Source organism: Enterobacter cloacae complex sp. ECL352 (genome assembly GCF_020149545.1).
GTDB lineage: Bacteria > Pseudomonadota > Gammaproteobacteria > Enterobacterales > Enterobacteriaceae > Enterobacter > Enterobacter asburiae_B.
In genome coordinates this window covers 3,237,195-3,259,106 of the sequence record NZ_CP083709.1, presented here as the reverse complement: position 1 = coordinate 3,259,106, position 21,912 = coordinate 3,237,195, and the positions used below count along the sequence as shown (strand labels likewise).

Below are 21,912 nucleotides of genomic sequence, written 5' to 3'. Positions count from 1 at the left end.
GCCCCGGACACAATAACAACGAAGAGAATGCGCTCCGGCTACCACGGGACGACAACTCGAAAATCAATACGCATTCAGAGGGTACTATGGATTTTGAACAGATTTCCCGCTCGCTACTTCCGCTTCTGGGAGGCAAGGAAAATATCGCCAGCGCCGCGCACTGTGCCACACGCCTGCGCCTGGTGCTGGTCGATGACTCACTGGCCGATCAGCAGGCCATCGGCAAAATTGATGGGGTGAAGGGCTGTTTCCGTAACGCCGGACAGATGCAGATTATCTTCGGCACCGGGGTGGTGAACAAAGTCTACGCCGCCTTTATCCAGGCGGCAGGGATTGGCGAATCCAGCAAATCGGAAGCTGCCGACATTGCGGCGAAAAAACTGAATCCTTTCCAGCGCATTGCCCGCCTGTTGTCGAACATCTTTGTGCCGATCATCCCGGCTATCGTCGCCTCCGGCCTGTTGATGGGCCTTCTGGGGATGGTTAAAACGTACGGCTGGGTCGACCCGGGTAACGCCATCTACATCATGCTGGATATGTGCAGCTCAGCGGCGTTTATTATTCTGCCGATCCTGATTGGCTTCACCGCCGCCCGCGAGTTCGGTGGTAATCCTTATCTTGGCGCGACGCTTGGCGGCATCCTGACTCACCCGGCGCTCACCAACGCCTGGGGTGTGGCCGCCGGTTTCCACACCATGAACTTCTTCGGCCTTGAGATTGCCATGATCGGCTATCAGGGCACGGTGTTCCCGGTGCTGCTGGCGGTGTGGTTTATGAGCATCGTTGAGAAACAGCTGCGTCGCGTGATCCCCGATGCACTGGATCTGATCCTGACGCCGTTCCTGACGGTGATCATTTCCGGTTTTATCGCCCTGCTGATTATCGGCCCGGCTGGTCGCGCGCTTGGCGACGGTATTTCGTTTGTCCTTAGCACCCTGATTACCCACGCCGGTTGGCTGGCCGGACTGCTGTTTGGCGGTCTCTATTCGGTTATCGTCATTACCGGTATTCACCACAGCTTCCACGCCATCGAAGCGGGACTGCTGGGCAACCCATCCATCGGCGTCAACTTCCTGCTGCCGATTTGGGCGATGGCCAACGTCGCTCAGGGCGGTGCTTGTCTGGCGGTGTGGTTCAAAACGAAAGATGCCAAAATCAAAGCCATTACCCTGCCCTCGGCGTTTTCTGCCATGCTCGGCATCACCGAAGCGGCGATTTTTGGTATTAACTTACGCTTTGTAAAACCGTTTATCGCAGCCCTGATTGGCGGCGCGGTGGGCGGCGCGTGGGTGGTATCCATGCATGTTTACATGACCGCGGTGGGCCTGACGGCTATCCCTGGCATGGCTATCGTGCAGGCCAGCTCGCTGCTGAACTACATTATCGGGATGGTTATCGCCTTTGGCGTCGCCTTTGTCGTCTCCCTGGTACTGAAATACAAAACGGACGCTGAATAATGTCACATCCATCACGCCTGCCTGCGATTTTGCAGGCTGTTATGCAGGGCCAGCCGCGCGCGCTGGCCGACAGCCACTATCCCCGCTGGCACCATGCGCCGGTGACCGGGCTGATGAACGATCCCAACGGCTTTATTGAATTTGCCGGACGTTATCACCTGTTTTATCAGTGGAACCCGCTCGCCTGCGATCATAAGTTCAAGTGCTGGGGGCACTGGAGCTCTGCCGACCTGCTGCACTGGCAACATGAGCCGATCGCGCTCATGCCGGATGAAGAGTATGACCGCAACGGCTGCTACTCCGGAAGCGCCGTGGATAGTCAGGGCACGCTCACCCTGTGCTATACCGGCAACGTAAAATTTGACGACGGCAGCCGAACCGCGTGGCAGTGCCTGGCGACGGAAAATGCCGACGGCACGTTTACCAAACTCGGCCCGGTATTACCGCTGCCGGAGGGCTATACCGGCCACGTGCGTGACCCGAAAGTCTGGCAGCACGAAGGTCGCTGGTACATGGTGCTGGGCGCACAGGATTTGCAAAAGCGTGGCAAGGTGTTGTTATTCAGCTCAGCGGACCTTCATGAGTGGACGAGTCAGGGCGAAATCGCCGGTTATGGCATCAATGGCCTGGACGACGCGGGCTATATGTGGGAATGCCCGGACCTGTTTGCCCTCGGCGACCAGCATGTCCTGATTTGCTGCCCGCAGGGCGTGCCTCGTGAGAAAGAGCGCTATCTCAACACCTACCCGGCAGTGTGGATGAGCGGCGATTTCGACTACCACCGCGCGGCCTTCGAGCATGGCGAACTGCACGAATTGGACGCAGGGTTTGAGTTCTACGCCCCGCAAACCATGCTTACCAGTGATGGCCGCCGTCTGCTGGTCGGCTGGATGGGCGTGCCGGAGGGCGAAGAGATGCTTCAACCGACCCTCACCAACGGCTGGATCCATCAGATGACCTGCCTGCGTGAGCTGGAGTTTATCGATGGTCAGCTATACCAACGTCCTCTACGAGAGCTGAGCGCCCTGCGCGGCGAAGCGCACGGCTGGGCAGGGAACTCCCTGCCGCTGGCACCGATGGAAATCGTTCTACAAACCACTGGGGACGATATTTTGAGCCTCGATTTTGACGGCGCATTAATCCTTGAACGCGATGCCAGCGGGATCCGCCTGGCCCGACCCAGTCTGGCCAGCGACGAGAAGCATTATCGTTACTGGCGCGGAGACGTCCGCTCGCTGCATATTTTCATCGACCAGTCTAGCGTGGAGATTTTCATCAACGGCGGCGAAGGAGTGATGAGCTGCCGCTACTTCCCGGCCTGTTCAGGGCAGCTAATGTTCTCTGGCATCACACCGGACGCATTCTGCTACTGGCCGCTGCGAACTTGCATGGTAGAATAAGCGTTTTGCCTCAAGCTCATGGCGTCGTAATGAAAACTAAACGCGTAACCATTAAAGATATCGCCGAACAGGCTGGCGTCTCAAAAGCGACCGCCAGCCTAGTACTGAACGGTCGTGGTAAGGAGCTGCGTGTGGCGCAGGAAACGCGTGAGCGAGTACTGGCGATTGCCCGTGAGCAGCACTATCAGCCAAGCATTCACGCCCGCTCGCTGCGCGACAACCGCAGCCACACCATCGGACTGGTGGTGCCGGAGATCACCAACCACGGCTTTGCGGTCTTTTCACATGAGCTGGAAATGCTGTGCCGCGAAGCAGGCGTCCAGCTATTGATCTCTTGTACTGATGAAAACCCCGGTCAGGAGAGCGTGGTGGTCAATAACATGATTTCCCGCCAGGTTGACGGTCTGATCGTCGCTTCATGTATGCACAACGATGCCGACTATCTTAAGCTCAGCCAACAACTGCCAGTAGTGCTGTTTGACCGTTGTCCTAATGAAAGCCTGCTGCCGCTGGTGATGACTGATTCGATTACCCCAACGGCGGAACTGATTTCCCGCATTGCACCTAAGCATAGCGATGAGTTCTGGTTTTTAGGCGGTCAGTCGCGTCTGTCGCCTTCACGCGATCGTCTGACCGGCTTCACGCAGGGTTTGGCTCAGGCGGGTATTGCACTGCGCCCGGAATGGGTGATTAACGGTAACTACCACCCGAGCTCAGGCTATGAGATGTTCGCCGCACTCTGCGCGCGACTTGGGCGGCCGCCTAAGGCGCTGTTCACTGCCGCCTGTGGACTGCTCGAAGGGGTACTGCGCTATATGAGCCAGCACCATTTACTCGACTCAGATATCCATCTGACGAGCTTTGACGATCACTATCTTTATGATTCGCTGTCGCTGCGTATCGATACCGTACAGCAGGATAACCGCCAGTTGGCCTGGCACTGCTATGATCTGATAAGCCAATTGATCGAGGGCGATACGCCCGAAACGCTACAACGCTACCTGCCCGCAACGCTGCAGTTTAGGCATCAGTAATAACTGAGCATTTTTGAATACCCTACAGAGGTGAAATCTGGTGCGAATCCAACAATCAAAAATCAATATTTGTAGTGATGTGATGCGGAAAGGTCTTCACTGCATCAGTAATCACACCAATCGGGTTAAACGGCAAACTGAGTGGTGGTAAAGACTGACACCGGCATTATTACTGTCACTGTGGAACATCACTCCGGCGGGTTTACCGCAAGCTTCCCACGCAATTTCCAGCGCTTTGATGTCAGCTTGCTGTCCGGTGAGAATGACATTGCCCAACCCTCAGGTTTCCTTGCGAACAGATCGAGAACAACAGCAAGGTAAGCCCAACGCTTGCCTGTCCAGAGTAGAGTAAGAGGCAGGGCGTAGTCGGACTATTTCCCTGCCTCTCCTCCCCGAACCGGACGTGCACCTTTCAGCGCATCCGGCTCTCCATTTAAATGCTGGCGAACGCCATTGCCACTTCTGTAAAGCGCGATGTATACGTGTTTCTGGTCTCCGTCCTCAGATAGGGATTACCTTCGGGTAGCCGCCAGCGGAACAGCTTCTTGCCTTGCCCCACCAACCGGTACAGTATTTCGCCGCTGAGCTTGCCGTGATTGGTTTTACCAAATAAAACCCACGTTTTGCTCTGACCCGGTTTCGGTGATTTACACCACCACCTCATCAGGGAAGCGATACCTGTACGGTATTTGCGGGCCAGCCAGTGAGCCAGCTTCCAGAACACGACACGGTCGATATAACTGAAGACTTTGGCCTTAAAATCAACGAACTGATAGAACATGGCCCAGCCTTTCAGTTTTCGGTTGAGTTGTTCAGCCATATCGACTTTGCTTTCACTGTAGTTGCCTGATAACAGTGCTGTCAGCGATGCGGCGAAGTTTCTGGCTTTCTCCTGCGGGATCGTTGAGACCACTCGCATCTCGCCATAACGACTGCGTTTGCGAATGATCCTGTGCCCCAGAAAGATAAAGCCGTCATTAACATGGGTGATTTTAGTCTTATCCATGTTCAGCCTGAGTTTCAGACTGCCTTCGAGCACACCCCGACACTCCTCCCTGATGGCTTCCGCCTGTGCTTTGGTGCCTTTGACGATGAGGACAAAATCATCGGCATAGCGGCAGTACGCCACCGCGGGTTTCCACTGCCAGTTTTCTCTGACCGCCGTACTTCGGCCCCGTTGGATACTGTTATTCCAGTACCACCGATCTTTTCTGGCTTTCCCGCTCAGGTAGCGCTCATGCAGGTATTGATCGAACTCATTCAGCATGATGTTCGATAATAGCGGCGATATAACACCGCCCTGTGGCACACCTTCACTGGCCGCCCGAAAGAGACCGACATCGATATGTCCCGCCTTGATGGTTTTCCACAGCAGAGTCATGAAACGTGCGTCACTGATCCTGCGGCGTACAGCCTTCATCAGCAGTCGATGATGTACGGTGTCGAAGTAACTGGACAGGTCGCCTTCAATCACCCAGCGTCCCCGGGTTTCACCGCAGTCTGTGAGCTGTAATTTCACCGTGCGGATCGCGTGGTGGACACTGCGCTCAGGCCGGAAGCCATATGAGAGCGTATGAAAATCACTCTCCCATATCGGCTCCATCGCCATCAGCATGGCCCGCTGAACAATACGATCCCGCAACGCGGGGATACCCAGTGGTCGCAGTTTGCCGTTGCTTTTAGGGATGTAAACCCGTCTGGCGGGCAAGGGCTGGTAGTGGCCTGAGAGTAATTCATCCCTGAGGATTTGCAGCTCAACAGCCAGTCTGGCCTGTAGCATTGTTTTGTTCACGCCATCAACGCCGGGGGTATGCGCCCCCTTTGATGAAAGCGTGATCCGCGCCGCTTCAGCCAGCCATTCTGGTTGTGTTATCAGACGCAGCAGCCGTTGAATCCGTAGGGACGGATCGGTGGCCGCCCATGTGGCAAGCTTGCGTTGCATTTCGCTGATTATCAAAGGTCTTCACCTCGTTAGGTCAGTTAATTCACGTCGCAAACACATTCAAACTGCTTCCCTTCGCCATGTAATGGGCTTTCCCCATCGCGGACTACTACGGAAGCTCCGCCAGCCAGCGCGTCATCGGAGCCATGCCCCCTTAACATCCGTCGCTGACCTTCCCCGGTTTACCTGCCTGGACTCAGGCATACTGAGGAGGCTGCCCGTCGCACTCTTTATCCTTGCTTGCCGCAAGTTGGCAGAAGTCAGCAACGCAAGCGTGATAGACGCTGCTGCCCCGGTGTTTCGCATACATGTCAAAACACCTTCGACCGGCAGTGCTTACGTATCACTGCCAGTTCCTCCTGCACGGCCTGTCAGATCACGTAGGCCGTGGTGACGTTTTCAACCCACAGAGGCGGATTAACGGGTTCATGTTCTTCAGCCTTTCAGTACTTAACCTTGAGGATCATCTCGGCTTAGTGATCTCGCCTCAATCCCCGTTGTCAGCGGGTTACATCACCCTGCGGGCATGCCGCAGGTCACTGCCGCTCAGGTTCTCCACCGTCACACCCGGTGGGATTGTTGGGTTTCTCATCGTGAGTTACCGGTTCAATATTCCAGACAGACTCGCGGTTCATTTAAGCATCCATGCCCGCCCTGAACTCCGGGCACACTATAGGTCACATCACCGCACCACACCTGATTTGGCTCGGTCACGGCGAACTGCCGTTCAAGGTAGTTAGGGATAGCAACATGTTCATGACCACCACGTTTATACCGGTGAGTCGGCTGCTGACAGCTGACCAGCCCCAGCTCTTTCATGAGCCTGCCAGCAAGCCAGCGTCCCATCTGGTAGCCTCTCCGGGTTGCCATTGTGGCAATGCTTCTTCCTCCGGCCGAACCGTGGCTGATGCCATGTAGCTCAAGTACCTGACTGCGTAATACAGCCCGTCTGCCGTCTGGTTTTTCAGGACGGTTTTTCCAGTATCTGTAGCTGCTGCGATGAACCCCGAACACATGGCAGAGTGTGGCCACAGGATAATGCGCTCTGAGTTTCCCGATTATCGAGAACTGTTCAGGGAGTCTGACATCAAGAGCGCGGTTGTAGATTCAATCTGTCAATGCAACACCCCTTTCAATTATCTCTTTCGGTGTTTTGAACTTCAGTGTCTTTCTCGGTCTGTTGTTTAGCTGAGCAGCAACCAGATCTAGTTCATGTTGAGTATATTGGGCAAGACATGTCTTTTTAGGAAAGTACTGCCGAATTAGCCCATTTGTGTTCTCATTTGTTCCCCGCTGCCAAGGACTCTGAGGATCGCAGAAGTAAACTTTAACGCCGGTGCTGACAGTAAATTCTAGATGTCTGGCCAGTTCCATTCCTCTGTCCCATGTCAGTGATTTTCTGAGTTCTGACGGTAAACTCAGGAATTTGTCGGTAAGAGCCTGATTTACTGAGACAGAATCTTTGCCCCTGAGTCTAAGGATGATCGTATAACGTGATTTTCGGTCTACAAGTGTGGCTATATGAGAGTTTTTTGTACCTGAGACTAAATCGCCCTCCCAATGCCCCAGAGAGCGTCTGTTATCGATATTTCGGGAACGTTCGTGAATTGGTGTTCCGTTCACTATGTTAATCGTACCTCTTTCGCCTTTGCGGGTATGACGCCTGCCATGGCGAAGGCTATGCGACCGTCGCAGATGCTGTATATTCAGGTGGTGTAGCGCTTCACGGCTACGAAAGTACAGCGTTTTATAAATTGTCTCAGGTGATATTCGCAGCGTTTTTTGACGTGGTTTTGTTCGCCTTAACCATCCTGATATTTGCTCTGGAGACCATTTCATCTCCAGCTTTTCCAGAACAAGCTTTCGCAATGGTAAATTTTGATCCAGTAAGCACGGTTTTGGCCTTTTCGCCATTCTGTTGGCTCGGTTATTAGCATCAACAGCTTTGTAATAGCGTCTGCCCCGATTACGCTGAACTTCACGTGAGATCGTCGAAGGACTGCGATTCAGCGCAGTAGCTATCGCACGAATGCTCATTTTGGCTGACAAACCAGCTCGTATCTCCTCGCGCTCAGACAGTGTCAGGTGAGCTACAGCCCGCTTACGCTCATGGGGTTTTATGCCGCCAGTATCCCTTAACATAGTGAAGATCGTTCCGGGTTTTGAACCCAGGATATTCGCTATTTCACTGAAGCCTGTTCCGTTCTTCCATAGTTCAAAAACAGAGGCTTTTTCCTCTGCTGTAAATGTTCGTCTCATTCAAAAAACCTCCGCAACCCCATGTTTTCACATAACTGTTGCGTTGACCAATTGAATCTACAGTAGCCTTTTTTAATATTTCATTTTCCATTTCAATACGTTGTAGCTTTTTCCTGAGCTCACGGATTTCAATTTGTTCCGGGGTAATGGGGGAGGCTTTTGGTGTTTTGCCCTGCCGTTCATCACGTAATTGTTTCACCCATCGCGTCATTGTGGAAAGGCCGACATCCATAGCGCTGGCTGCATCTGCCACGGTGTAGTTCTGGTCAACGACCAGTTGAGCGGATTCGCGTTTAAACTCTGCGCTGAAATTTCTTTTTTTCATTATGACACCTGTGTTGTTCTGAGGTGAGCATATCACCTCTGTTCAGGTGGCCAAATTCAGTAAACCACTTCAGGTGTGCTTCGGGTTCTTCAATACAAAGCAGGGAGAAATTACGTTCATTCTTTTCACGTCGCCATGCAAACTCTGCTAGCTTGAGTGATATCAGAGCCACGTTCGCAGAACCTAGGCTCGCTTCAATAATGCCTCTCTTTCCATCATCAATGAACATAGAGATAGAACGCATCAATCTGAGCGGGTAAGCAGGCGCAAAACGGAGGCGGGCATCTAAATCGTGAGCAGTTCCAGCCAAGTCAAGAATGCCACCACGAAGAGAATCTTCGAGATCCTTAATTGATGGGAACTTCTCCATGGTTTCCGTTGCTGCCTGAAGCTCAGTTGCTACGCGATCCAAATCGGCTCGGCTCAGTGAAGAGAATGCATCTTCCAATAAGGGGCGTAGCGGAGAGTTTCGCCAGGAAGCAAGTTGTGCTTCCGCATCGCGTAACGCGTCCAGCATATCAATGGAGATCCGCCGCCTGACGCGTCCAGGAATGGCTCGCGATTCCTGACCTCCGCCAAAAACAATAAACTCACAGTCCTCACCCGAACGTGGAGCCCCATCGAGTTCTTCCTTTTTACGAAAAATGTAGCTCAACCTTGCTACGGTAGGATCCTCTGCGATGCGAAAATCGGTCAACAGAGCTGAGAGGGAAGGGTCACTGTCGAAATCGGCGAATTCAAGGTGCACCTCAATTTGAGGGTTTGATTCAAGGTCGCAGCCATCCCAGAAATCTGACAGCTTAAGCTGCCTGGCTGAATCAGGCAGAGTGGGATCAATAACCAGTCGAATTGCGAAAAGCAGATTACTTTTACCGACACGATTTTCCCCTAATAACACAACATTATCTGCCAGGGGAATATCAGCCGCCTCAAAATTTCTAAAGTTGCGGATTCCGAGTTTTGATAAATACATAAAACTCCCTCTAAATGCATTACATAGGCTTTGGAAAGACGTTCTTCTGGCAAAAAGCTCATAAAATTTAACAGCGAAGGTTCTGAGCGATTTTACTTTATTCTTTTCTTATCATCGGCCGTTAATTGCTAGAGTTCAACACTTGGATTTAGGACTTGCTGTTGCGGAGACAGCCACAACATCTATATGTGGCACAAAGCCGACCTTCAGCCCCCTCTAAATTAATGAACACATCTAATAAACCCTAGCTAATTACCCCACCTAATCGAATAAATCAGTTTGCGTTATGCTTTTCCAACACAACAGCTGAAGGATAACGTCATGCAAACTGTAAAACTGAACAATGGTATAGAAATGCCCCTGCTGGGGTTTGGTGTATTCCAGATGACGGATGCCGCTGAATGCGAAAGAGCGGTTATTGATGCGATCGATACGGGATACCGCCTGATCGATACCGCAGCGTCTTACCAGAATGAAACCCAGGTCGGGAACGCACTTAAACAGAGCGGTATCGCCCGCAACGAACTCTTTGTAACGACCAAACTTTGGCTGCAGGATACCAATTACGAAGGCGCTAAAGCCCAGTTCGAACGCTCCCTTAATCGGCTGCAACTTGATTACGTCGACCTGTACCTGATTCACCAGCCTTATGGCGATGTCCATGGGGCATGGAGTGCTATGGAAGAACTGCAGCAGGCAGGCAAAATTCGCGCCATTGGTGTCAGCAATTTTCATCCTGACCGACTGGCTGACCTTATCGCCTTCAACAAAATTGCCCCTGCGGTGAACCAGATTGAAGTTAACCCCTTCAACCAGCAGCTGCATGCGGTTCCATGGAATCAAAGCCGTGGTATTCAGCCGGAAGCCTGGGCACCGTTTGCTGAGGGTAAAAATGGCCTGTTCCAGCATCCCGTGTTAACGGCAATTGGCCAGAAGTACGGCAAAAGCGTGGGCCAAGTTGTACTGAGTTGGATCTTCCAGCGAGGCATCATTTCACTGGCGAAATCGGTGCGCAAAGAACGCATGGAAGAGAACATCAATATTCTCGATTTAGAACTCAGCGCTGAGGATATGCTGCAAATTGCCGCCCTCGACACCGCAACCAGCGCCTTCTTCTCTCACCGCGACCCGGCGATGGTGGAATGGCTGACGGGCCGCAAACTTGATGTTTAAGTCGCGATAAAAGAGGTATTCATTCAATGCAAAAACGTTATCTGGGTAAATCCCGACTCGAAGTCTCCGCGCTTGGGCTCGGTTGCATGGGATTAAGCCACGGCTATGGCCCGGCGACCGATACCCGACAGGCTATCGAGCTCATTCGCGCAGCGGTTGAACGTGGCGTCACCTTCTTCGATACCGCTGAAGTGTATGGCCCCTTCCTTAATGAAGAGGTTGTTGGCGAAGCCTTAAAACCATTTCGTGACAGCGTGGTCATCGCCACCAAGTTTGGTTTTACTTTTGGCGACGACAACAAGCAGCAGATTTTAAACAGCCGTCCGGAGCATATCCGTGAAGCTGTGGAAGGATCGTTACGCCGTCTTAAGACTGATGTCATTGATCTGCTGTATCAACATCGTGTCGACCCGGATGTCCCGATTGAAGATGTTGCCGGTACGGTAAAAGACCTGATCGCTGAAGGCAAAGTTAAACAGTAAGCGTGCAGTGAGAACCGTATTGACGAAGTGAAGCTGGTCAGGCAGGCAGAGTAACCCGCCACGGGAGCAGAGCACCCACCCGGTTCACAGGCCAGTCGGCGATGACATCAAGTACATAATGCAGATAGCGTTCCGGATCCACGCCGTTTAATTTGCACGTCCCGATAAGACTGTACAGTGACGCACCGCGCTCACCACCATGATCCGAGCCGAAGAACAGCCAGTTTTTTCTCCCCAGACTGACCCGTCGTAGGGCGTTTTCGGCAATGTTATTATCCACCTCCACCCAGCCATCTTCTGCATAGCGGATCAGCGCCGGCCACTGGTTCAGCGCATACCCGAACGCCTTCGCCAGTTCTGAGTGCCTTGAGAGGGTTTTCTGTTTCTCCCGCAGCCACCCCTCCAGTGACGCCAGCAGCGGCAGCACTTTTTGGTGCCGGACTGCCTGCCGTTCCTCTGCTCTTTTACCTCTGAGCTCCGACTCGATGGCATACAGCTCGCCGATCCGTTTCAGCGCCTCCTCCGTCAGGGCTGACGGGGTACGGACGTGAACATCGTGGATTTTTCGGCGGGCATGGGCCCAGCACGCGGCTTCCTTTATATGGCCGTCGCGGTAGAGCTCGTTGAACCCGGCGTAGGCATCAGCCTGCAGTACGCCACTGAAGCCTGCAAGATGGGTCTGAGGGTGGATACCTTTTCTGTCCGGGCTGTAAGCGAACCACACTGCGGGGGCCAGCGCTGATCCGGCGTTGCGGTCGTCTCGAACGTACGTCCATAAGCGCCCGGTCTTCGTCTTCTTATTGCCCGGCAACAGCACCGGGACAGGCGTATCGTCAGCATGGAGTTTGCCGTCGGTCAGGACATAGTGCTGAAGGGCTTCATCCAGCGGTGCCAGCAGACGACAACACGCATCCACCCAGCCCGACAGTACAGAACGACTCAACACTACACCCTGGCGGGCATAGATCTCCGACTGGCGATACAGCGGTGTGTGCTCTGCATACTTTGAGGTCAGCACTCGGGCCAGCAGCCCCGGTCCGGCGATCCCCCGTTCGATGGGGCGCGAAGGAGCCGGGGCCTGAACGATGCGATCGCACCGACGGCAGGCATGCTTTTCACGGACTGTCCGGATAACCCGGAAGGCGCTGCGCATCAGCTCCAGCTGTTCGGCGGCATCCTCACCCAGGTAACTCAGCGAACCACCGCACTCCGGGCAACACGGCTCAGTCGGCAGCAGCCGCTTCTCATCCCGTGGGAGTGACTCAGGGAACGGTTTGCGGGTGCGGGTCTGACGCAGCGGGCGCTGCACTGCCGGGTCATCCACCCGGCCGGTCAGCGTATCGCTTTCCTGCTGCAGCAGGTTCAGGTCAGCTTCCATTTGCGCGATACGGCGGGATACCTTTTCGGAACGACTGCCGAAGTTCATCCGGCGCAGCTTATCCAGTTGCGCCTGCAGATGGTCTATTTCGCGTTCCCGGTTGCTCAGCTTTTCCTGCAGGGCGTGGATCAACGCTTCCTGTTCGGCCAGGCGCTGTTTCAGCAGAAGGATGTCGTCAGAAGAGGTGTCGTTCATAAGCCTGTATTTTACCAGGCTTATTCTGCGACAACCAGGATAAAGAGCGCTACAACATGGTCAGGGATGTCAGTAACCGCTTTGGCTGTCGCCAGTCGATACCTTCCATCAGCATCGCCAGTTGCGCCGGCGTCAGGAACACTTTGCCATCGCGGGCTGAGGGCCAGGCGAAGCGACCACGTTCCAGTCGCTTTGTCAGCAGGCACAGACCATCGCCGGTGGACCAGAGCAGTTTTACCTGACTGCCGCTGCGTCCCCGGAAGATGAAGACGTGGCCGGACATCGGGTCATCTTTCAGCGCGGTCTGCACCTTTGCGGCGAGGCCATTGAAGCCGTTGCGCATATCGGTGATACCGGCAACCAGCCAGATTTTTGTGCCTGCGGGAAGATTTATCATACAGGCCCCCGCATCAGTTCGCGCAGGACAGTGCTCATGAGTTCAGCAGAGGGATGAGTCAGTGTTATTTCTCCTCCCCGACATTTTATGTGGCAGGTAGCGGGAGGAGAGCAGGATGGTAGTTCGAAGGTTGGGAGAGAAGAGCCCGCCTGAAGCTGCACGGGTATCAGGGCAGGAAGCGACGATGAGTTTTTTCGGGGCCGACAGACCCGCCCTTCACGCTGCCAGAGCCTTATCCATTTAAAGAGCAGGTTATCATTGACGTCATGTTTCCGGGCCAGTGCGGCAATACTGCCTTCTTCTTCAAGAGCCAGCCTGACCAGTTCCATTTTGAATTCAGGGGAATAGTGTTTCCGGGGAAGTCTTTCTTTAGCGCGCATGAGGTGTCCACCTGCAAAATAAGTGGGTGCTTAAGTTACAGGATCCTGGATTCGGGACCAGACGGTACTCAGACGACGCTTACTCTGGGGCATTGGGAGGGCGATTTAGTCTCAGGTACAAAAAACTCTCATATAGCCACACTTGTAGACCGAAAATCACGTTATACGATCATCCTTAGACTCAGGGGCAAAGATTCTGTCTCAGTAAATCAGGCTCTTACCGACAAATTCCTGAGTTTACCGTCAGAACTCAGAAAATCACTGACATGGGACAGAGGAATGGAACTGGCCAGACATCTAGAATTTACTGTCAGCACCGGCGTTAAAGTTTACTTCTGCGATCCTCAGAGTCCTTGGCAGCGGGGAACAAATGAGAATACAAATGGGCTAATTCGGCAGTACTTTCCTAAAAAGACATGTCTTGCCCAATATACTCAACATGAACTAGATCTGGTTGCTGCTCAGCTAAACAACAGACCGAGAAAGACACTGAAGTTCAAAACACCGAAAGAGATAATTGAAAGGGGTGTTGCATTGACAGATTGAATCTACAGCAGCGCGCTTGAGCATGCGAACCCGCGCCGAGCATTTGAGAAGGCAACGGGATGAACGCTGGCTGGATAGCCGTGGTTTTCTGGGTAAGCAGGCGAATCCATTTGTGGACGAGGTTGGCATTGAGGCTGTAGCCCAAGGCGATGTTTGCGATGGAGGCACCGGGTTCAGAACACTCCTGAATGACCTGGGCCTTGAAAGATTTGCTGTAGGTACGGCGCTGAGGGCGCATGGAAAATCCGCTTGATGGGCCATGGCCTTCGGCGGCGGTGTCGGGAAGGTGTGTTGGCCGGACGGATACTGTTGAACTACGTTGTCTGGGGCAACGGAAGTGTTTCGGCCCGACTCTGGAACGCGATCCGCAGCGACGACTGGGCAATTCCGCACGTTGGCCTGAGCAGCCTCGGGGAAATCGTCGTCTGGGCGCGCCCAGACGAGTTTCCGCCAAGGAACATGCAGACAAGCAAGGGGCTGCGGGCACTCGGCTACAACGTGAGGATCGGTGTTTGATCGAGGCGCCTGTGGCACACGCAGGCTGAGGAGCCAGGCGCTGTCCATTGCCTGATCAGGCCGCCCCCCTGTGCCTTGCCTGAGCAGTTGACCTGCATCAATGGGGCGGGAGAACGCTGCACATTGACTCTTGAAGTTTTTCATAGTAGGTCTAGTATTACAAAGTATTGCAAGGATTTCCTTGGCCGGAACCGCAAAGCGACGCGATTGGAGAGGGGGAGATGAAAGCGCACCTACAGGTGATTTTCACGCTCGATGAATTGGCTGCGTACTTGAAAGTCGGCAAGCGGACGCTTTATCGGCTCGCCGCACACGGGGAAATTCCGGCTTTCAAGGTGGGCGGGACGTGGCGGCTTCGTCAAAGTGAAATCGATCAGTGCATCAATGATCAGACCCGAGCCGGAGCAAAGAAGGAGGTGATGCGCAAGCGTGAACAGCAGAAGTCATCCGAGCAGCCCGTGTCGCCTGGGCGCACTGCCCGTCGCAGCAGGCAAAGGGCTTGAGTAACTCGTTTTCCAATTTTTCTGGAGGTATGACATGGACATCGATTTCAAGAAGTTGGCTCCCTGGAACTGGTTCAAGAACGAGCAGCAAGAGCAGCAGACCGCCTCTTCCCTGCCGGTGCAGCGCAATGACCTGCCAGCGGCGAGCGGGCCAGTCAGCCCGATCCTGCAACTGCATCGGGAAATCGACCGGCTGTTCGATGACGCATTCCGGGGCTTCGGTTTTCCGGCGTTGAACATGCCGCAGTGGCCATCCGATTGGTCGGGCATGCTGAAGCCGGCCCTGGACATCCAGGAAACCGACAAGCAGTACAAGATTGCCCTGGAAGTGCCCGGTGTCGAGGAGAAGGACATCCAGATCACCCTCGACAACGACGTGCTGATGGTGCGTGGCGAGAAGCGCCAGGAACAGGAGAAGAAGGAAGGTGGCTTCCACCGTGTGGAGCGCTCCTACGGCAGCTTTCAGCGTGCCTTGAACCTGCCTGACGACGCCAACCAGGATTCGATCAAAGCATCGTTCAAGAACGGGGTGCTCACGGTCACGATCGACAAGCGCGAGGTCAGTGCGCCGAAGCAGGGACGCTCGATCCCGATCAACGGCTGACGTCGCCGGCTCGTTCGTCACAAGAAAAACCCGGCCCGAGACGAGGTGTCGCGGCTCGCGATGCCTCGTCGCCTCAACCTTTTCAACCTTCTCAGGAGCATCAGCATGGCCAGAAAACAATGCCAGGTCTGCGGCCAACCCGCCACCGTGCGGGTGGAAGCCAATCTCAACGGTCGTCACAGCACCATGCTGTTGTGCGACGACCATTACCGGCAATTAGTGCGCCAGCAAAAGCGCACCGTTTCGCCGCTGGAAGCCTTGTTCGGTTCGCGCAGCGGCCTGTTCGAGGACTTCCTCGGCAGTGACTTCTTCCGCATCGGCGACGACGCGACGCCAGTTGCCGCCGATACCGATGACGTGGTCGATGCCTCGTTTGGCGAGCCCGCCGCCGCAGGTTCGGGTGCACCGCGCCGTCGCGGCAGTGGGCTGGCCAGCCGCATCAGCGAACAGTCGGAAGCCTTGTTGCAGGAGGCCGCCAAACACGCTGCCGAATTTGGCCGCTCCGAGGTGGATACCGAACATCTGCTGCTGGCGCTGGCCGACAGCGACGTGGTCAAGACCATCCTGGGTCAGTTCAAGATCAAGGTCGATGACCTCAAGCGGCAGATCGAGTCTGAGGCCAAGCGCGGGGACAAGCCCTTCGAGGGCGAGATCGGCGTGTCGCCGCGCGTGAAGGATGCGCTCAGCCGCGCCTTCGTGGCCTCCAATGAACTCGGCCATTCTTATGTCGGTCCAGAGCATTTCCTGATCGGTCTGGCCGAGGAAGGCGAAGGGCTGGCCGCCAACCTGCTGCGCCGCTACGGCCTGACGCCGCAGGCGCTGCGCCAACAGGTCAGCAAGGTGGTCGGCAAGGGCGCCGAGGATGGACGCGCTGAGACGCCGACCAACACGCCAGAACTCGACAAGTACTCGCGCGACCTGACCAAGATGGCGCGCGACGGCAAGCTCGACCCGGTGATCGGCCGCGCGCAGGAGATCGAAACCACCATCGAGGTGCTGGCCCGGCGCAAGAAGAATAACCCGGTGCTGATCGGCGAGCCGGGTGTGGGCAAGACCGCCATCGTCGAAGGGCTGGCGCAGCGCATGGTGGCGGGTGAAGTGCCCGAGACCTTGCGCGACAAGCGCCTGGTGGAACTCAACATCAACGCCATGGTGGCCGGCGCCAAATATCGCGGCGAGTTCGAGGAGCGCGTGCAGAAGGTGCTGAAGGAGGTGACCGAGCACCAGGGCGAGCTGATTTTGTTCATCGACGAGGTGCACACCATCGTCGGTGCCGGCCAGGGCGGTGGCGAAGGCGGGCTGGACGTGGCCAACGTGTTCAAACCGATGATGGCGCGCGGTGAACTCAACCTGATCGGCGCCACGACGCTGAACGAGTACCAGAAATACATCGAGAAGGATGCCGCACTGGAGCGGCGCTTCCAGCCGGTGACGGTGCCCGAGCCGACGGTGGCCCAGGCCATCATGATTCTGCGCGGCCTGCGCGACACCTTCGAGGCGCACCACAAGGTCAGCATCTCCGAGGACGCGATCATCGCGGCGGCCGAGTTGTCCGACCGCTACATCACGGCGCGCTTCCTGCCGGACAAGGCGATCGACCTGCTCGACCAGGCGGCCGCGCGCGTGAAGCTGTCGGCCACGGCCCGGCCGGTGGCCGTGCAGGAGCTGGAGTCCGAACTGCACCAGCTGCGGCGTGAACAGGATTACGTGGCCGCGCGCAAGCAGTACGACCAGGCCGCCGAGCTCGGCAAGCGCATCGAAGCCAAGGAGGCCGAGCTCAAGAAGCTCGTCGAGAACTGGGAGCGGGAGCGGGCCTCCGGCAGTGCCGAGGTCAAGGCGGAACACGTGGCGCAGATCGTCTCGCGCCTGACCGGCATCCCGGTCAACGAGTTGACGGTGGAAGAGCGCGAAAAGCTGCTGCACTTGGAACAACGGCTGCACGAGCGCCTGGTGGGACAAGACGAGGCGGTCCGTGCCGTGGCCGATGCCGTGCGGCTGTCCCGCGCCGGCCTGCGCGAAGGCAGCAAACCGGTGGCTACCTTCCTGTTTCTGGGCCCGACCGGGGTGGGCAAGACCGAGCTCGCCAAGGCATTGGCCGAATCGATCTACGGCGATGAGCACGCCCTGTTGCGCATCGACATGTCGGAATATGGCGAACGCCATACCGTGGCGCGGCTGGTGGGCGCGCCTCCGGGCTATGTCGGTTACGACGAAGGCGGTCAGCTCACCGAGAAGGTGCGGCGCAAGCCCTACAGCGTGCTGCTGCTCGACGAGATCGAGAAGGCACACCCTGACGTCTACAACATCCTGCTGCAAGTGTTCGACGACGGTCGCCTCACCGACGGCAAGGGCCGGGTGGTGGATTTCACCAACACCATCATCATCGCCACGTCCAACCTGGGTTCGGACATCATCCAGCGACGGCTGAAGGCGCGTGGGGCGGCCGACGAGGAGTACGAAAAGACCAAGGCCGAGGTCATGGACGTGCTGCGCGGCCACTTCCGGCCCGAGTTCCTCAACCGCATCGACGAGATCATCGTCTTCCATGCGCTGGGCAAGGAGGAGATCCGCCACATCGTCGGCCTGCAGCTCGATCGCGTGGCGCGCAGCGCCGCCAGCCAGGGCGTGACGCTCACTTTCGATCAGACGCTGATCGACCATTTCGCGGAAGAAGGCTACAAACCCGAGTTCGGTGCGCGTGAACTCAAGCGCCTGATCCGCAGCGAGCTGGAAACTGCGCTGGCGCGCGAGATGCTCGGTGGCAGCATCGGCAAGGGCGATCACGCCAGCGCACGCTGGGACGACAAGGCCGAACGCGTGGTGTTCGAACGCAAAGAGCTACCGCAGACCCCGGCCGAGCCGGAGCAGCCGGATGTCGCGAAGGCGACCGAGACGCCGCACGGCGACGCTGGCAAAGGCTCGCGCAAGAAGAAGTCGGCGAGCGACGCATCGTGATGGGCGTGTTCGAGCACGCCTACCGGATTCTCGACATCAACCGCGCGGTGCTGGAGCGCTGTGCGCGCGAGCTGCTGGCGCGGGAAACGCTCGACGAAAGCGATATCCGTCAATTGACTCAAGGACTTGTTCGGAACTGAAAACAGTAGTAGGTGCCATTCAGAGTAAACCGACGGCTCTGTTCAGTGCGTCATCCAATTCGTCGGCATTGTTCAAGGAGAACCGATATGTCTGCATTGACACCGTGGGACCCCTTCCGGGAACTGGATGAATTGCAAAACCGCCTGGCGACGATGTTCGGACGAATACCCCAGCGACAGGGCGCCCGTACCGGCAACGAAGCCATGACCACGGCGGACTGGGCACCAATGGCGGACATCAGCGAGGATGAGAACGCATTCCTCCTCAAGCTGGATCTGCCGGAGGTCCCCAAGGATGCCGTGCGCGTCAGCGCGGAAAACGGTGTGCTCACCATCAGCGGCGAGCGCAAACTGGAAAAAGAGGAGCAGGGCAAGAAGTTCCACCGCATCGAACGTGCGTATGGCCGCTTTGTGCGCAGCTTTGTCTTGCCTGACAACGTTGATCCGACCAAGGTGACGGCTTCCATGAAAGACGGCGTGCTGGAAGTGCGGCTTGTCAAGGCCGAGCAAGCCAAACCGAAACAGATTGAAATCTCAGTCAACTAACTTCAACCAAGAGCCCAAGATCATGAATATCAAACAGCCACAATACACCTTCTCCGCACTTGCCCTGGCGGTCGTCGTCGGACTGAGCGGACCGGCTCTGGCCCAATCGGCGGCAGGTTCTAGCCCAGGTGCTGCAGCACCCTCTGCCGCATCCAAGGCGGCACAGCCACAGGTAGATGACAAGGCCGCCCGGGAAGCCGATAAAAAGCGTGCCGAGCTCACTCAAGACGCCATCACGGCGCTCACCAAGACCCAGGAGGCTTTGACCCTCCTTGATGCAAAGAAGACCAAGGAGGCGCTTGCTGCGCTGGAACTGGCCAGCGGAAAGCTGGAACTGGTATTGGCACGCGACGCCAAACTTGCTTTAGCGCCGGTCGATGTACGCGTCATCACCCACGATATCCACGCCAACGTGGAATCGGTAAAGAAAGCGGTCAAGTTGTCTCGGGAGTTGTTGGGTGATGGCGAGGTGCAAAAGGCCCGGCCCATCGTTGCCAATCTGGCCAGCGAAATCGTAATCCAAACCGACAACCTTCCGATGGCAACGTACCCGGCAGCGATCAAGTCGGCCGCACGGCTCATCGACAGCGGCGAGATCGACAACGCCAAAGCGGAACTCGTCCGAGCACTGAACACGCTGGTGGTGACCTCGGTCGCCTTTCCTCTGCCCGTGCTACGGGCCGAAGCCGCGATGGCAAAAGCTGAAAAGCTGGCCGAGACCGACAGGCGCGATGCCAAGCAGAACGAGGAGCTCAGCACCTTGCTGTCGTCCGTGCGCACGGAGATCGAGATGGCGCAGATCCTGGGTTATGGCAAGAAGGCGGACTTCAAACCCATCTTCGATCAGGTGAAGTCCATTGAGCAAAAGTCGGCTGGTGGCAAAAGCGGCAAGGGATGGTTCGACGAGTTGAAGACGCGCATCCAAAAGCTGTTTTGAGGTGATGAAGGGGCTGACTGCTCTGCCGGTCAGTCTCGCGATGTTCGCATTCAGCCCCAATAGATTCGCCTATTTTCACTATCTCATACGAGGCATATCACCATGAATGAGCAAACACCGAATCCCAATGCGACGAACGAAGGAATAAACGAACAGGCCGCGGTAAGCAGCCTTCCTGTCAGTCCAGAGTCCAAGCCTGAAGTCGTCACGGAGGTACAGCCTGAGGTTCAGAAAGAAACGGACTCACAGGCGGCAGACAAACGTAAACAAGTCCTCGATGAGGCAGTCTCGGCCTTGTCGCTGACCAAATCAGCGCTGGCCGCACTTGACGGCAAGGACACTGCACGCGCATTGGCAACGCTGGCCGAAGTGACGGGAAAGCTGGAGCTGATCGTCGCGCGCGAACCCACGCTCGCCCTGGCCGGCGTTGATGTGCGCACCATCGTGCACGACTTGTTCGCCAACACGGAAACCATTGAGGCGATGACCGACGAGGCGCTGGATGCCCTCAAACATGGCGAGGTGCAACAGGCTCGCCACGTGCTGGCTTTGCTGGCCAGTGAAATCGTGATCACGGTCACCAACATCCCTTTGGCGTCCTATCCCGCAGCCGTGAAGGCAGTCGTGCCGCTGATCGATCAGGGCAAGATCGAAGAAGCCAAAGCCGCGCTGCAGTCAGCGCTCAGCACGCTGGTCGAGGAGCGCAGCGTGCTTCCGCTGCCCGTCCTGCGTGCGAAGCTGCTCCTGAAGCGCGCCGAGCCCCTGGTAGAAGATGGTCAGCGCAGCGAAGCATCCAATGAGCGCCTGGAGACATTGTTGAACGAAGCCCGGCAGCAGTTGGAAATGGCAGAACTGCTGGGCTATGGAAAAAGGAAGGACTTTGAGCCCCTGTACGCTGAACTCAAGAAAATCAAGGAAAAGACGGGAGGGGGAGGCTGCGGAAAAGGCTGGCTCGATGAAGTCAAGGCAAAACTGTCCAAGTTGTTCTGAAACCGCTGGAGAGGGGGCGCATAGCGCCCCCTCTCTTGTCCCATGAGTGTTTGATTTTTTATTTTGTATAGATCTTTAGGAGATATTGCATGAACACAGACACCATCGCCAATTCCAATGCGGATGACCCCACCAAAGCACTGTGTTCGCTGAGCCAAAATTGGTGGCTTTTTGTGCTGCGCGGTGTCTTGGCATTGATTTTTGCAGCCCTCGCGTTCTGGATGCCACAATCGGCTCTGTTGGCCATGACCATCATGTTCGGCGCATTTTCCTTGGTCAATGGCGCGTTCAACTTGTTTGCAGCGGTGCGCCATATCCAGAAAAAAGAGCGCTGGGGCTGGCTGCTGTTCAGCGGCATTGTCGGCATACTTACGGGCGTCGTCGTCCTGGTTGCTCCTTGGGTCGCCACGATAGTCTTGGCTTCTTTTTTATGGGCTAGCGTGGGCTTCTGGGCGATTTTCACCGGTGTGCTGGAGATATCCGCCGCCGTTCGGCTGCGTCGGGAAATCAAGGGTGAAATCTGGCTTGCCCTCAGTGGACTGCTCTCGATTATCCTTGGTGCTATCGTCTTGTGGATATTTTTTACCCGTCCGGTCGAGTCATTCGTGGCCGCAGGCTGGCTGTTGGGTTTCCATGCGGCAGTCTATGGCGTCACGCTTTTGTTCTTGAGTTGGAGTCTTCGCAAAACGCGCCTGGGGTAAGAGCGTGCCAAACCAAAATCTATGGATATGAGCATCCTCGATTCATGCCTCCATAGAAATGACATCGAAGGAGTCATAC

Annotated in this window: 20 protein-coding genes and 5 pseudogenes; 15 read left to right on the top strand and 10 right to left on the bottom strand. The window is 55.9% G+C overall.

Annotated elements, in window-relative coordinates; all coding sequences use genetic code 11:
- Positions 1-86: 86 nt before the first annotated feature.
- Genes LBF07_RS15835 through LBF07_RS15825 form a run of 3 tightly spaced genes read left to right on the top strand, consistent with a single transcriptional unit; the run spans position 87 to position 3,891 of the window.
- Complete coding sequence (locus LBF07_RS15835) at positions 87-1,457, top strand: sucrose-specific PTS transporter subunit IIBC (protein WP_000345204.1); 1,371 nt, start codon at positions 87-89, stop codon at positions 1,455-1,457.
- Positions 1,457-2,857, top strand: coding sequence for a sucrose-6-phosphate hydrolase (locus LBF07_RS15830; protein ID WP_003029589.1), 1,401 nt, complete (start codon positions 1,457-1,459; stop codon positions 2,855-2,857). Before LBF07_RS15835 ends, LBF07_RS15830 begins: the two co-directional genes overlap by 1 nt.
- 29 nt (positions 2,858-2,886) lie before the next feature.
- Positions 2,887-3,891, top strand: coding sequence for a LacI family DNA-binding transcriptional regulator (locus tag LBF07_RS15825; RefSeq protein WP_003029591.1), 1,005 nt, complete (start codon positions 2,887-2,889; stop codon positions 3,889-3,891).
- 165 nt (positions 3,892-4,056) lie between these two features.
- Here LBF07_RS15825 and LBF07_RS15820 read toward each other — a convergent pair.
- The 6 genes and pseudogenes from LBF07_RS15820 to LBF07_RS15795 all read right to left on the bottom strand — a co-directional run.
- Positions 4,057-4,244: pseudogene (locus tag LBF07_RS15820) on the bottom strand (DDE-type integrase/transposase/recombinase); the annotation flags it as partial.
- Between the two features lie 80 nt (positions 4,245-4,324).
- Complete coding sequence (gene ltrA / locus LBF07_RS15815; RefSeq protein WP_001189111.1) at positions 4,325-5,833, bottom strand: group II intron reverse transcriptase/maturase; 1,509 nt, start codon at positions 5,831-5,833, stop codon at positions 4,325-4,327.
- A 672-nt stretch (positions 5,834-6,505) separates the two neighbouring features.
- Positions 6,506-6,931 (bottom strand): annotated as a pseudogene (locus tag LBF07_RS15810) (IS3 family transposase); the annotation flags it as partial.
- A gap of 9 nt (positions 6,932-6,940) precedes the next feature.
- The gene (locus LBF07_RS15805) at positions 6,941-8,092 is read right to left on the bottom strand and encodes an IS30-like element IS30 family transposase (RefSeq protein ID WP_001254932.1); all 1,152 of its coding nucleotides are present in this window, start codon (positions 8,090-8,092) and stop codon (positions 6,941-6,943) included.
- Positions 8,093-8,159: 67 nt separating this feature from the next.
- A pseudogene (locus LBF07_RS15800) lies at positions 8,160-8,417 on the bottom strand (transposase); the annotation flags it as partial.
- Entirely contained in the window at positions 8,386-9,390 is a 1,005-nt protein-coding gene (locus LBF07_RS15795) for an ATP-dependent endonuclease (RefSeq protein ID WP_077760864.1), read from the bottom strand. The gene LBF07_RS15795 and the pseudogene LBF07_RS15800, both read right to left, overlap by 32 nt.
- Before the next feature lie 321 nt (positions 9,391-9,711).
- Between LBF07_RS15795 and LBF07_RS15790 the strand changes: the two genes are divergently transcribed.
- Positions 9,712-10,563 carry an aldo/keto reductase gene (locus tag LBF07_RS15790; protein ID WP_016243458.1) on the top strand — a complete coding sequence of 284 codons (852 nt, stop codon included), beginning with the start codon at positions 9,712-9,714 and terminating at the stop codon, positions 10,561-10,563.
- 26 nt (positions 10,564-10,589) lie between these two features.
- Positions 10,590-11,039 (top strand): annotated as a pseudogene (locus tag LBF07_RS15785) (aldo/keto reductase); the annotation flags it as partial.
- Positions 11,040-11,082: 43 nt separating this feature from the next.
- Here LBF07_RS15785 and LBF07_RS15780 read toward each other — a convergent pair.
- Genes LBF07_RS15780 through LBF07_RS24750 form a run of 3 tightly spaced genes read right to left on the bottom strand, consistent with a single transcriptional unit; the run spans position 11,083 to position 13,344 of the window.
- Entirely contained in the window at positions 11,083-12,618 is a 1,536-nt protein-coding gene (locus LBF07_RS15780; protein WP_016239903.1) for an IS66 family transposase, read from the bottom strand.
- A 49-nt stretch (positions 12,619-12,667) separates the two neighbouring features.
- Positions 12,668-13,015, bottom strand: a complete 348-nt coding sequence (gene tnpB, locus LBF07_RS15775) for an IS66 family insertion sequence element accessory protein TnpB (protein ID WP_000609174.1) — start codon at positions 13,013-13,015, stop codon at positions 12,668-12,670.
- Positions 13,012-13,344, bottom strand: a complete 333-nt coding sequence (locus LBF07_RS24750) for a transposase (protein ID WP_050586387.1) — start codon at positions 13,342-13,344, stop codon at positions 13,012-13,014. The genes tnpB and LBF07_RS24750 overlap by 4 nt, the downstream gene beginning before the upstream one ends.
- Before the next feature lie 132 nt (positions 13,345-13,476).
- Between LBF07_RS24750 and LBF07_RS15765 the strand changes: the two are divergent.
- Positions 13,477-13,941: pseudogene (locus LBF07_RS15765) on the top strand (IS30-like element IS30 family transposase); the annotation flags it as partial.
- Here the strand turns inward: LBF07_RS15765 and LBF07_RS15760 are convergent.
- Positions 13,892-14,179: a transposase gene (locus LBF07_RS15760; RefSeq protein ID WP_142476737.1), complete on the bottom strand. Its 288-nt coding sequence runs from the start codon at positions 14,177-14,179 to the stop codon at positions 13,892-13,894. The pseudogene LBF07_RS15765 and the gene LBF07_RS15760 sit on opposite strands and share 50 nt — an antisense overlap.
- A gap of 14 nt (positions 14,180-14,193) precedes the next feature.
- On the opposite strand from LBF07_RS15760, the gene LBF07_RS15755 reads away from it, so the two are divergent.
- The 9 genes from LBF07_RS15755 (at position 14,194) to hdeD-GI (ending at position 21,833) form a co-directional block, all read left to right on the top strand.
- On the top strand, positions 14,194-14,457 hold the full coding sequence (locus tag LBF07_RS15755; protein ID WP_001295708.1) for a hypothetical protein: 264 nt from the start codon (positions 14,194-14,196) through the stop codon (positions 14,455-14,457).
- A 221-nt stretch (positions 14,458-14,678) separates the two neighbouring features.
- Positions 14,679-14,960 (top strand): helix-turn-helix domain-containing protein, encoded by a 282-nt coding sequence (locus tag LBF07_RS15750; protein ID WP_000643630.1) that lies wholly within the window; start codon positions 14,679-14,681, stop codon positions 14,958-14,960.
- A gap of 34 nt (positions 14,961-14,994) precedes the next feature.
- Positions 14,995-15,564, top strand: coding sequence for a small heat shock protein sHSP20 (hsp20, locus tag LBF07_RS15745; RefSeq protein WP_000350435.1), 570 nt, complete (start codon positions 14,995-14,997; stop codon positions 15,562-15,564).
- A 105-nt stretch (positions 15,565-15,669) separates the two neighbouring features.
- Positions 15,670-18,519 (top strand): heat shock survival AAA family ATPase ClpK, encoded by a 2,850-nt coding sequence (gene clpK, locus LBF07_RS15740; RefSeq protein ID WP_016154561.1) that lies wholly within the window; start codon positions 15,670-15,672, stop codon positions 18,517-18,519.
- A complete protein-coding gene (locus tag LBF07_RS15735; protein ID WP_016154560.1) occupies positions 18,519-18,659 on the top strand; it encodes a hypothetical protein in 141 nt (46 codons plus the stop codon). Before clpK ends, LBF07_RS15735 begins: the two co-directional genes overlap by 1 nt.
- Before the next feature lie 87 nt (positions 18,660-18,746).
- A complete protein-coding gene (gene hsp20-GI / locus LBF07_RS15730) occupies positions 18,747-19,205 on the top strand; it encodes a small heat shock protein sHSP20-GI (RefSeq protein ID WP_001275372.1) in 459 nt (152 codons plus the stop codon).
- Positions 19,206-19,227: 22 nt separating this feature from the next.
- On the top strand, positions 19,228-20,142 hold the full coding sequence (yfdX1, locus tag LBF07_RS15725; protein WP_016154559.1) for a heat resistance protein YfdX1: 915 nt from the start codon (positions 19,228-19,230) through the stop codon (positions 20,140-20,142).
- A gap of 102 nt (positions 20,143-20,244) precedes the next feature.
- Positions 20,245-21,132, top strand: a complete 888-nt coding sequence (gene yfdX2 / locus LBF07_RS15720) for a heat resistance protein YfdX2 (protein WP_016154558.1) — start codon at positions 20,245-20,247, stop codon at positions 21,130-21,132.
- 89 nt (positions 21,133-21,221) lie between these two features.
- Positions 21,222-21,833 carry a heat resistance membrane protein HdeD-GI gene (gene hdeD-GI, locus LBF07_RS15715; RefSeq protein ID WP_001090779.1) on the top strand — a complete coding sequence of 204 codons (612 nt, stop codon included), beginning with the start codon at positions 21,222-21,224 and terminating at the stop codon, positions 21,831-21,833.
- The last annotated feature ends 79 nt before the right edge of the window (positions 21,834-21,912 follow it).

What these genes read in the sequence shown, in the direction of transcription:
- LBF07_RS15835 (WP_000345204.1), top strand. Translation starts at nt 87, where the DNA reads ATGGATTTTGAACAGATTTCCCGCTCGCTACTTCCGCTTCTGGGAGGC.
- LBF07_RS15830 (WP_003029589.1), top strand. Translation starts at nt 1,457, where the DNA reads ATGTCACATCCATCACGCCTGCCTGCGATTTTGCAGGCTGTTATGCAG.
- LBF07_RS15825 (WP_003029591.1), top strand. Translation starts at nt 2,887, where the DNA reads ATGAAAACTAAACGCGTAACCATTAAAGATATCGCCGAACAGGCTGGC.
- ltrA (WP_001189111.1), bottom strand. Translation starts at nt 5,833, where the DNA reads ATGCAACGCAAGCTTGCCACATGGGCGGCCACCGATCCGTCCCTACGG.
- LBF07_RS15805 (WP_001254932.1), bottom strand. Translation starts at nt 8,092, where the DNA reads ATGAGACGAACATTTACAGCAGAGGAAAAAGCCTCTGTTTTTGAACTA.
- LBF07_RS15795 (WP_077760864.1), bottom strand. Translation starts at nt 9,390, where the DNA reads ATGTATTTATCAAAACTCGGAATCCGCAACTTTAGAAATTTTGAGGCG.
- LBF07_RS15790 (WP_016243458.1), top strand. Translation starts at nt 9,712, where the DNA reads ATGCAAACTGTAAAACTGAACAATGGTATAGAAATGCCCCTGCTGGGG.
- LBF07_RS15780 (WP_016239903.1), bottom strand. Translation starts at nt 12,618, where the DNA reads ATGAACGACACCTCTTCTGACGACATCCTTCTGCTGAAACAGCGCCTG.
- tnpB (WP_000609174.1), bottom strand. Translation starts at nt 13,015, where the DNA reads ATGATAAATCTTCCCGCAGGCACAAAAATCTGGCTGGTTGCCGGTATC.
- LBF07_RS24750 (WP_050586387.1), bottom strand. Translation starts at nt 13,344, where the DNA reads ATGGAACTGGTCAGGCTGGCTCTTGAAGAAGAAGGCAGTATTGCCGCA.
- LBF07_RS15760 (WP_142476737.1), bottom strand. Translation starts at nt 14,179, where the DNA reads ATGCGCCCTCAGCGCCGTACCTACAGCAAATCTTTCAAGGCCCAGGTC.
- LBF07_RS15755 (WP_001295708.1), top strand. Translation starts at nt 14,194, where the DNA reads ATGGGCCATGGCCTTCGGCGGCGGTGTCGGGAAGGTGTGTTGGCCGGA.
- LBF07_RS15750 (WP_000643630.1), top strand. Translation starts at nt 14,679, where the DNA reads ATGAAAGCGCACCTACAGGTGATTTTCACGCTCGATGAATTGGCTGCG.
- hsp20 (WP_000350435.1), top strand. Translation starts at nt 14,995, where the DNA reads ATGGACATCGATTTCAAGAAGTTGGCTCCCTGGAACTGGTTCAAGAAC.
- clpK (WP_016154561.1), top strand. Translation starts at nt 15,670, where the DNA reads ATGGCCAGAAAACAATGCCAGGTCTGCGGCCAACCCGCCACCGTGCGG.
- LBF07_RS15735 (WP_016154560.1), top strand. Translation starts at nt 18,519, where the DNA reads ATGGGCGTGTTCGAGCACGCCTACCGGATTCTCGACATCAACCGCGCG.
- hsp20-GI (WP_001275372.1), top strand. Translation starts at nt 18,747, where the DNA reads ATGTCTGCATTGACACCGTGGGACCCCTTCCGGGAACTGGATGAATTG.
- yfdX1 (WP_016154559.1), top strand. Translation starts at nt 19,228, where the DNA reads ATGAATATCAAACAGCCACAATACACCTTCTCCGCACTTGCCCTGGCG.
- yfdX2 (WP_016154558.1), top strand. Translation starts at nt 20,245, where the DNA reads ATGAATGAGCAAACACCGAATCCCAATGCGACGAACGAAGGAATAAAC.
- hdeD-GI (WP_001090779.1), top strand. Translation starts at nt 21,222, where the DNA reads ATGAACACAGACACCATCGCCAATTCCAATGCGGATGACCCCACCAAA.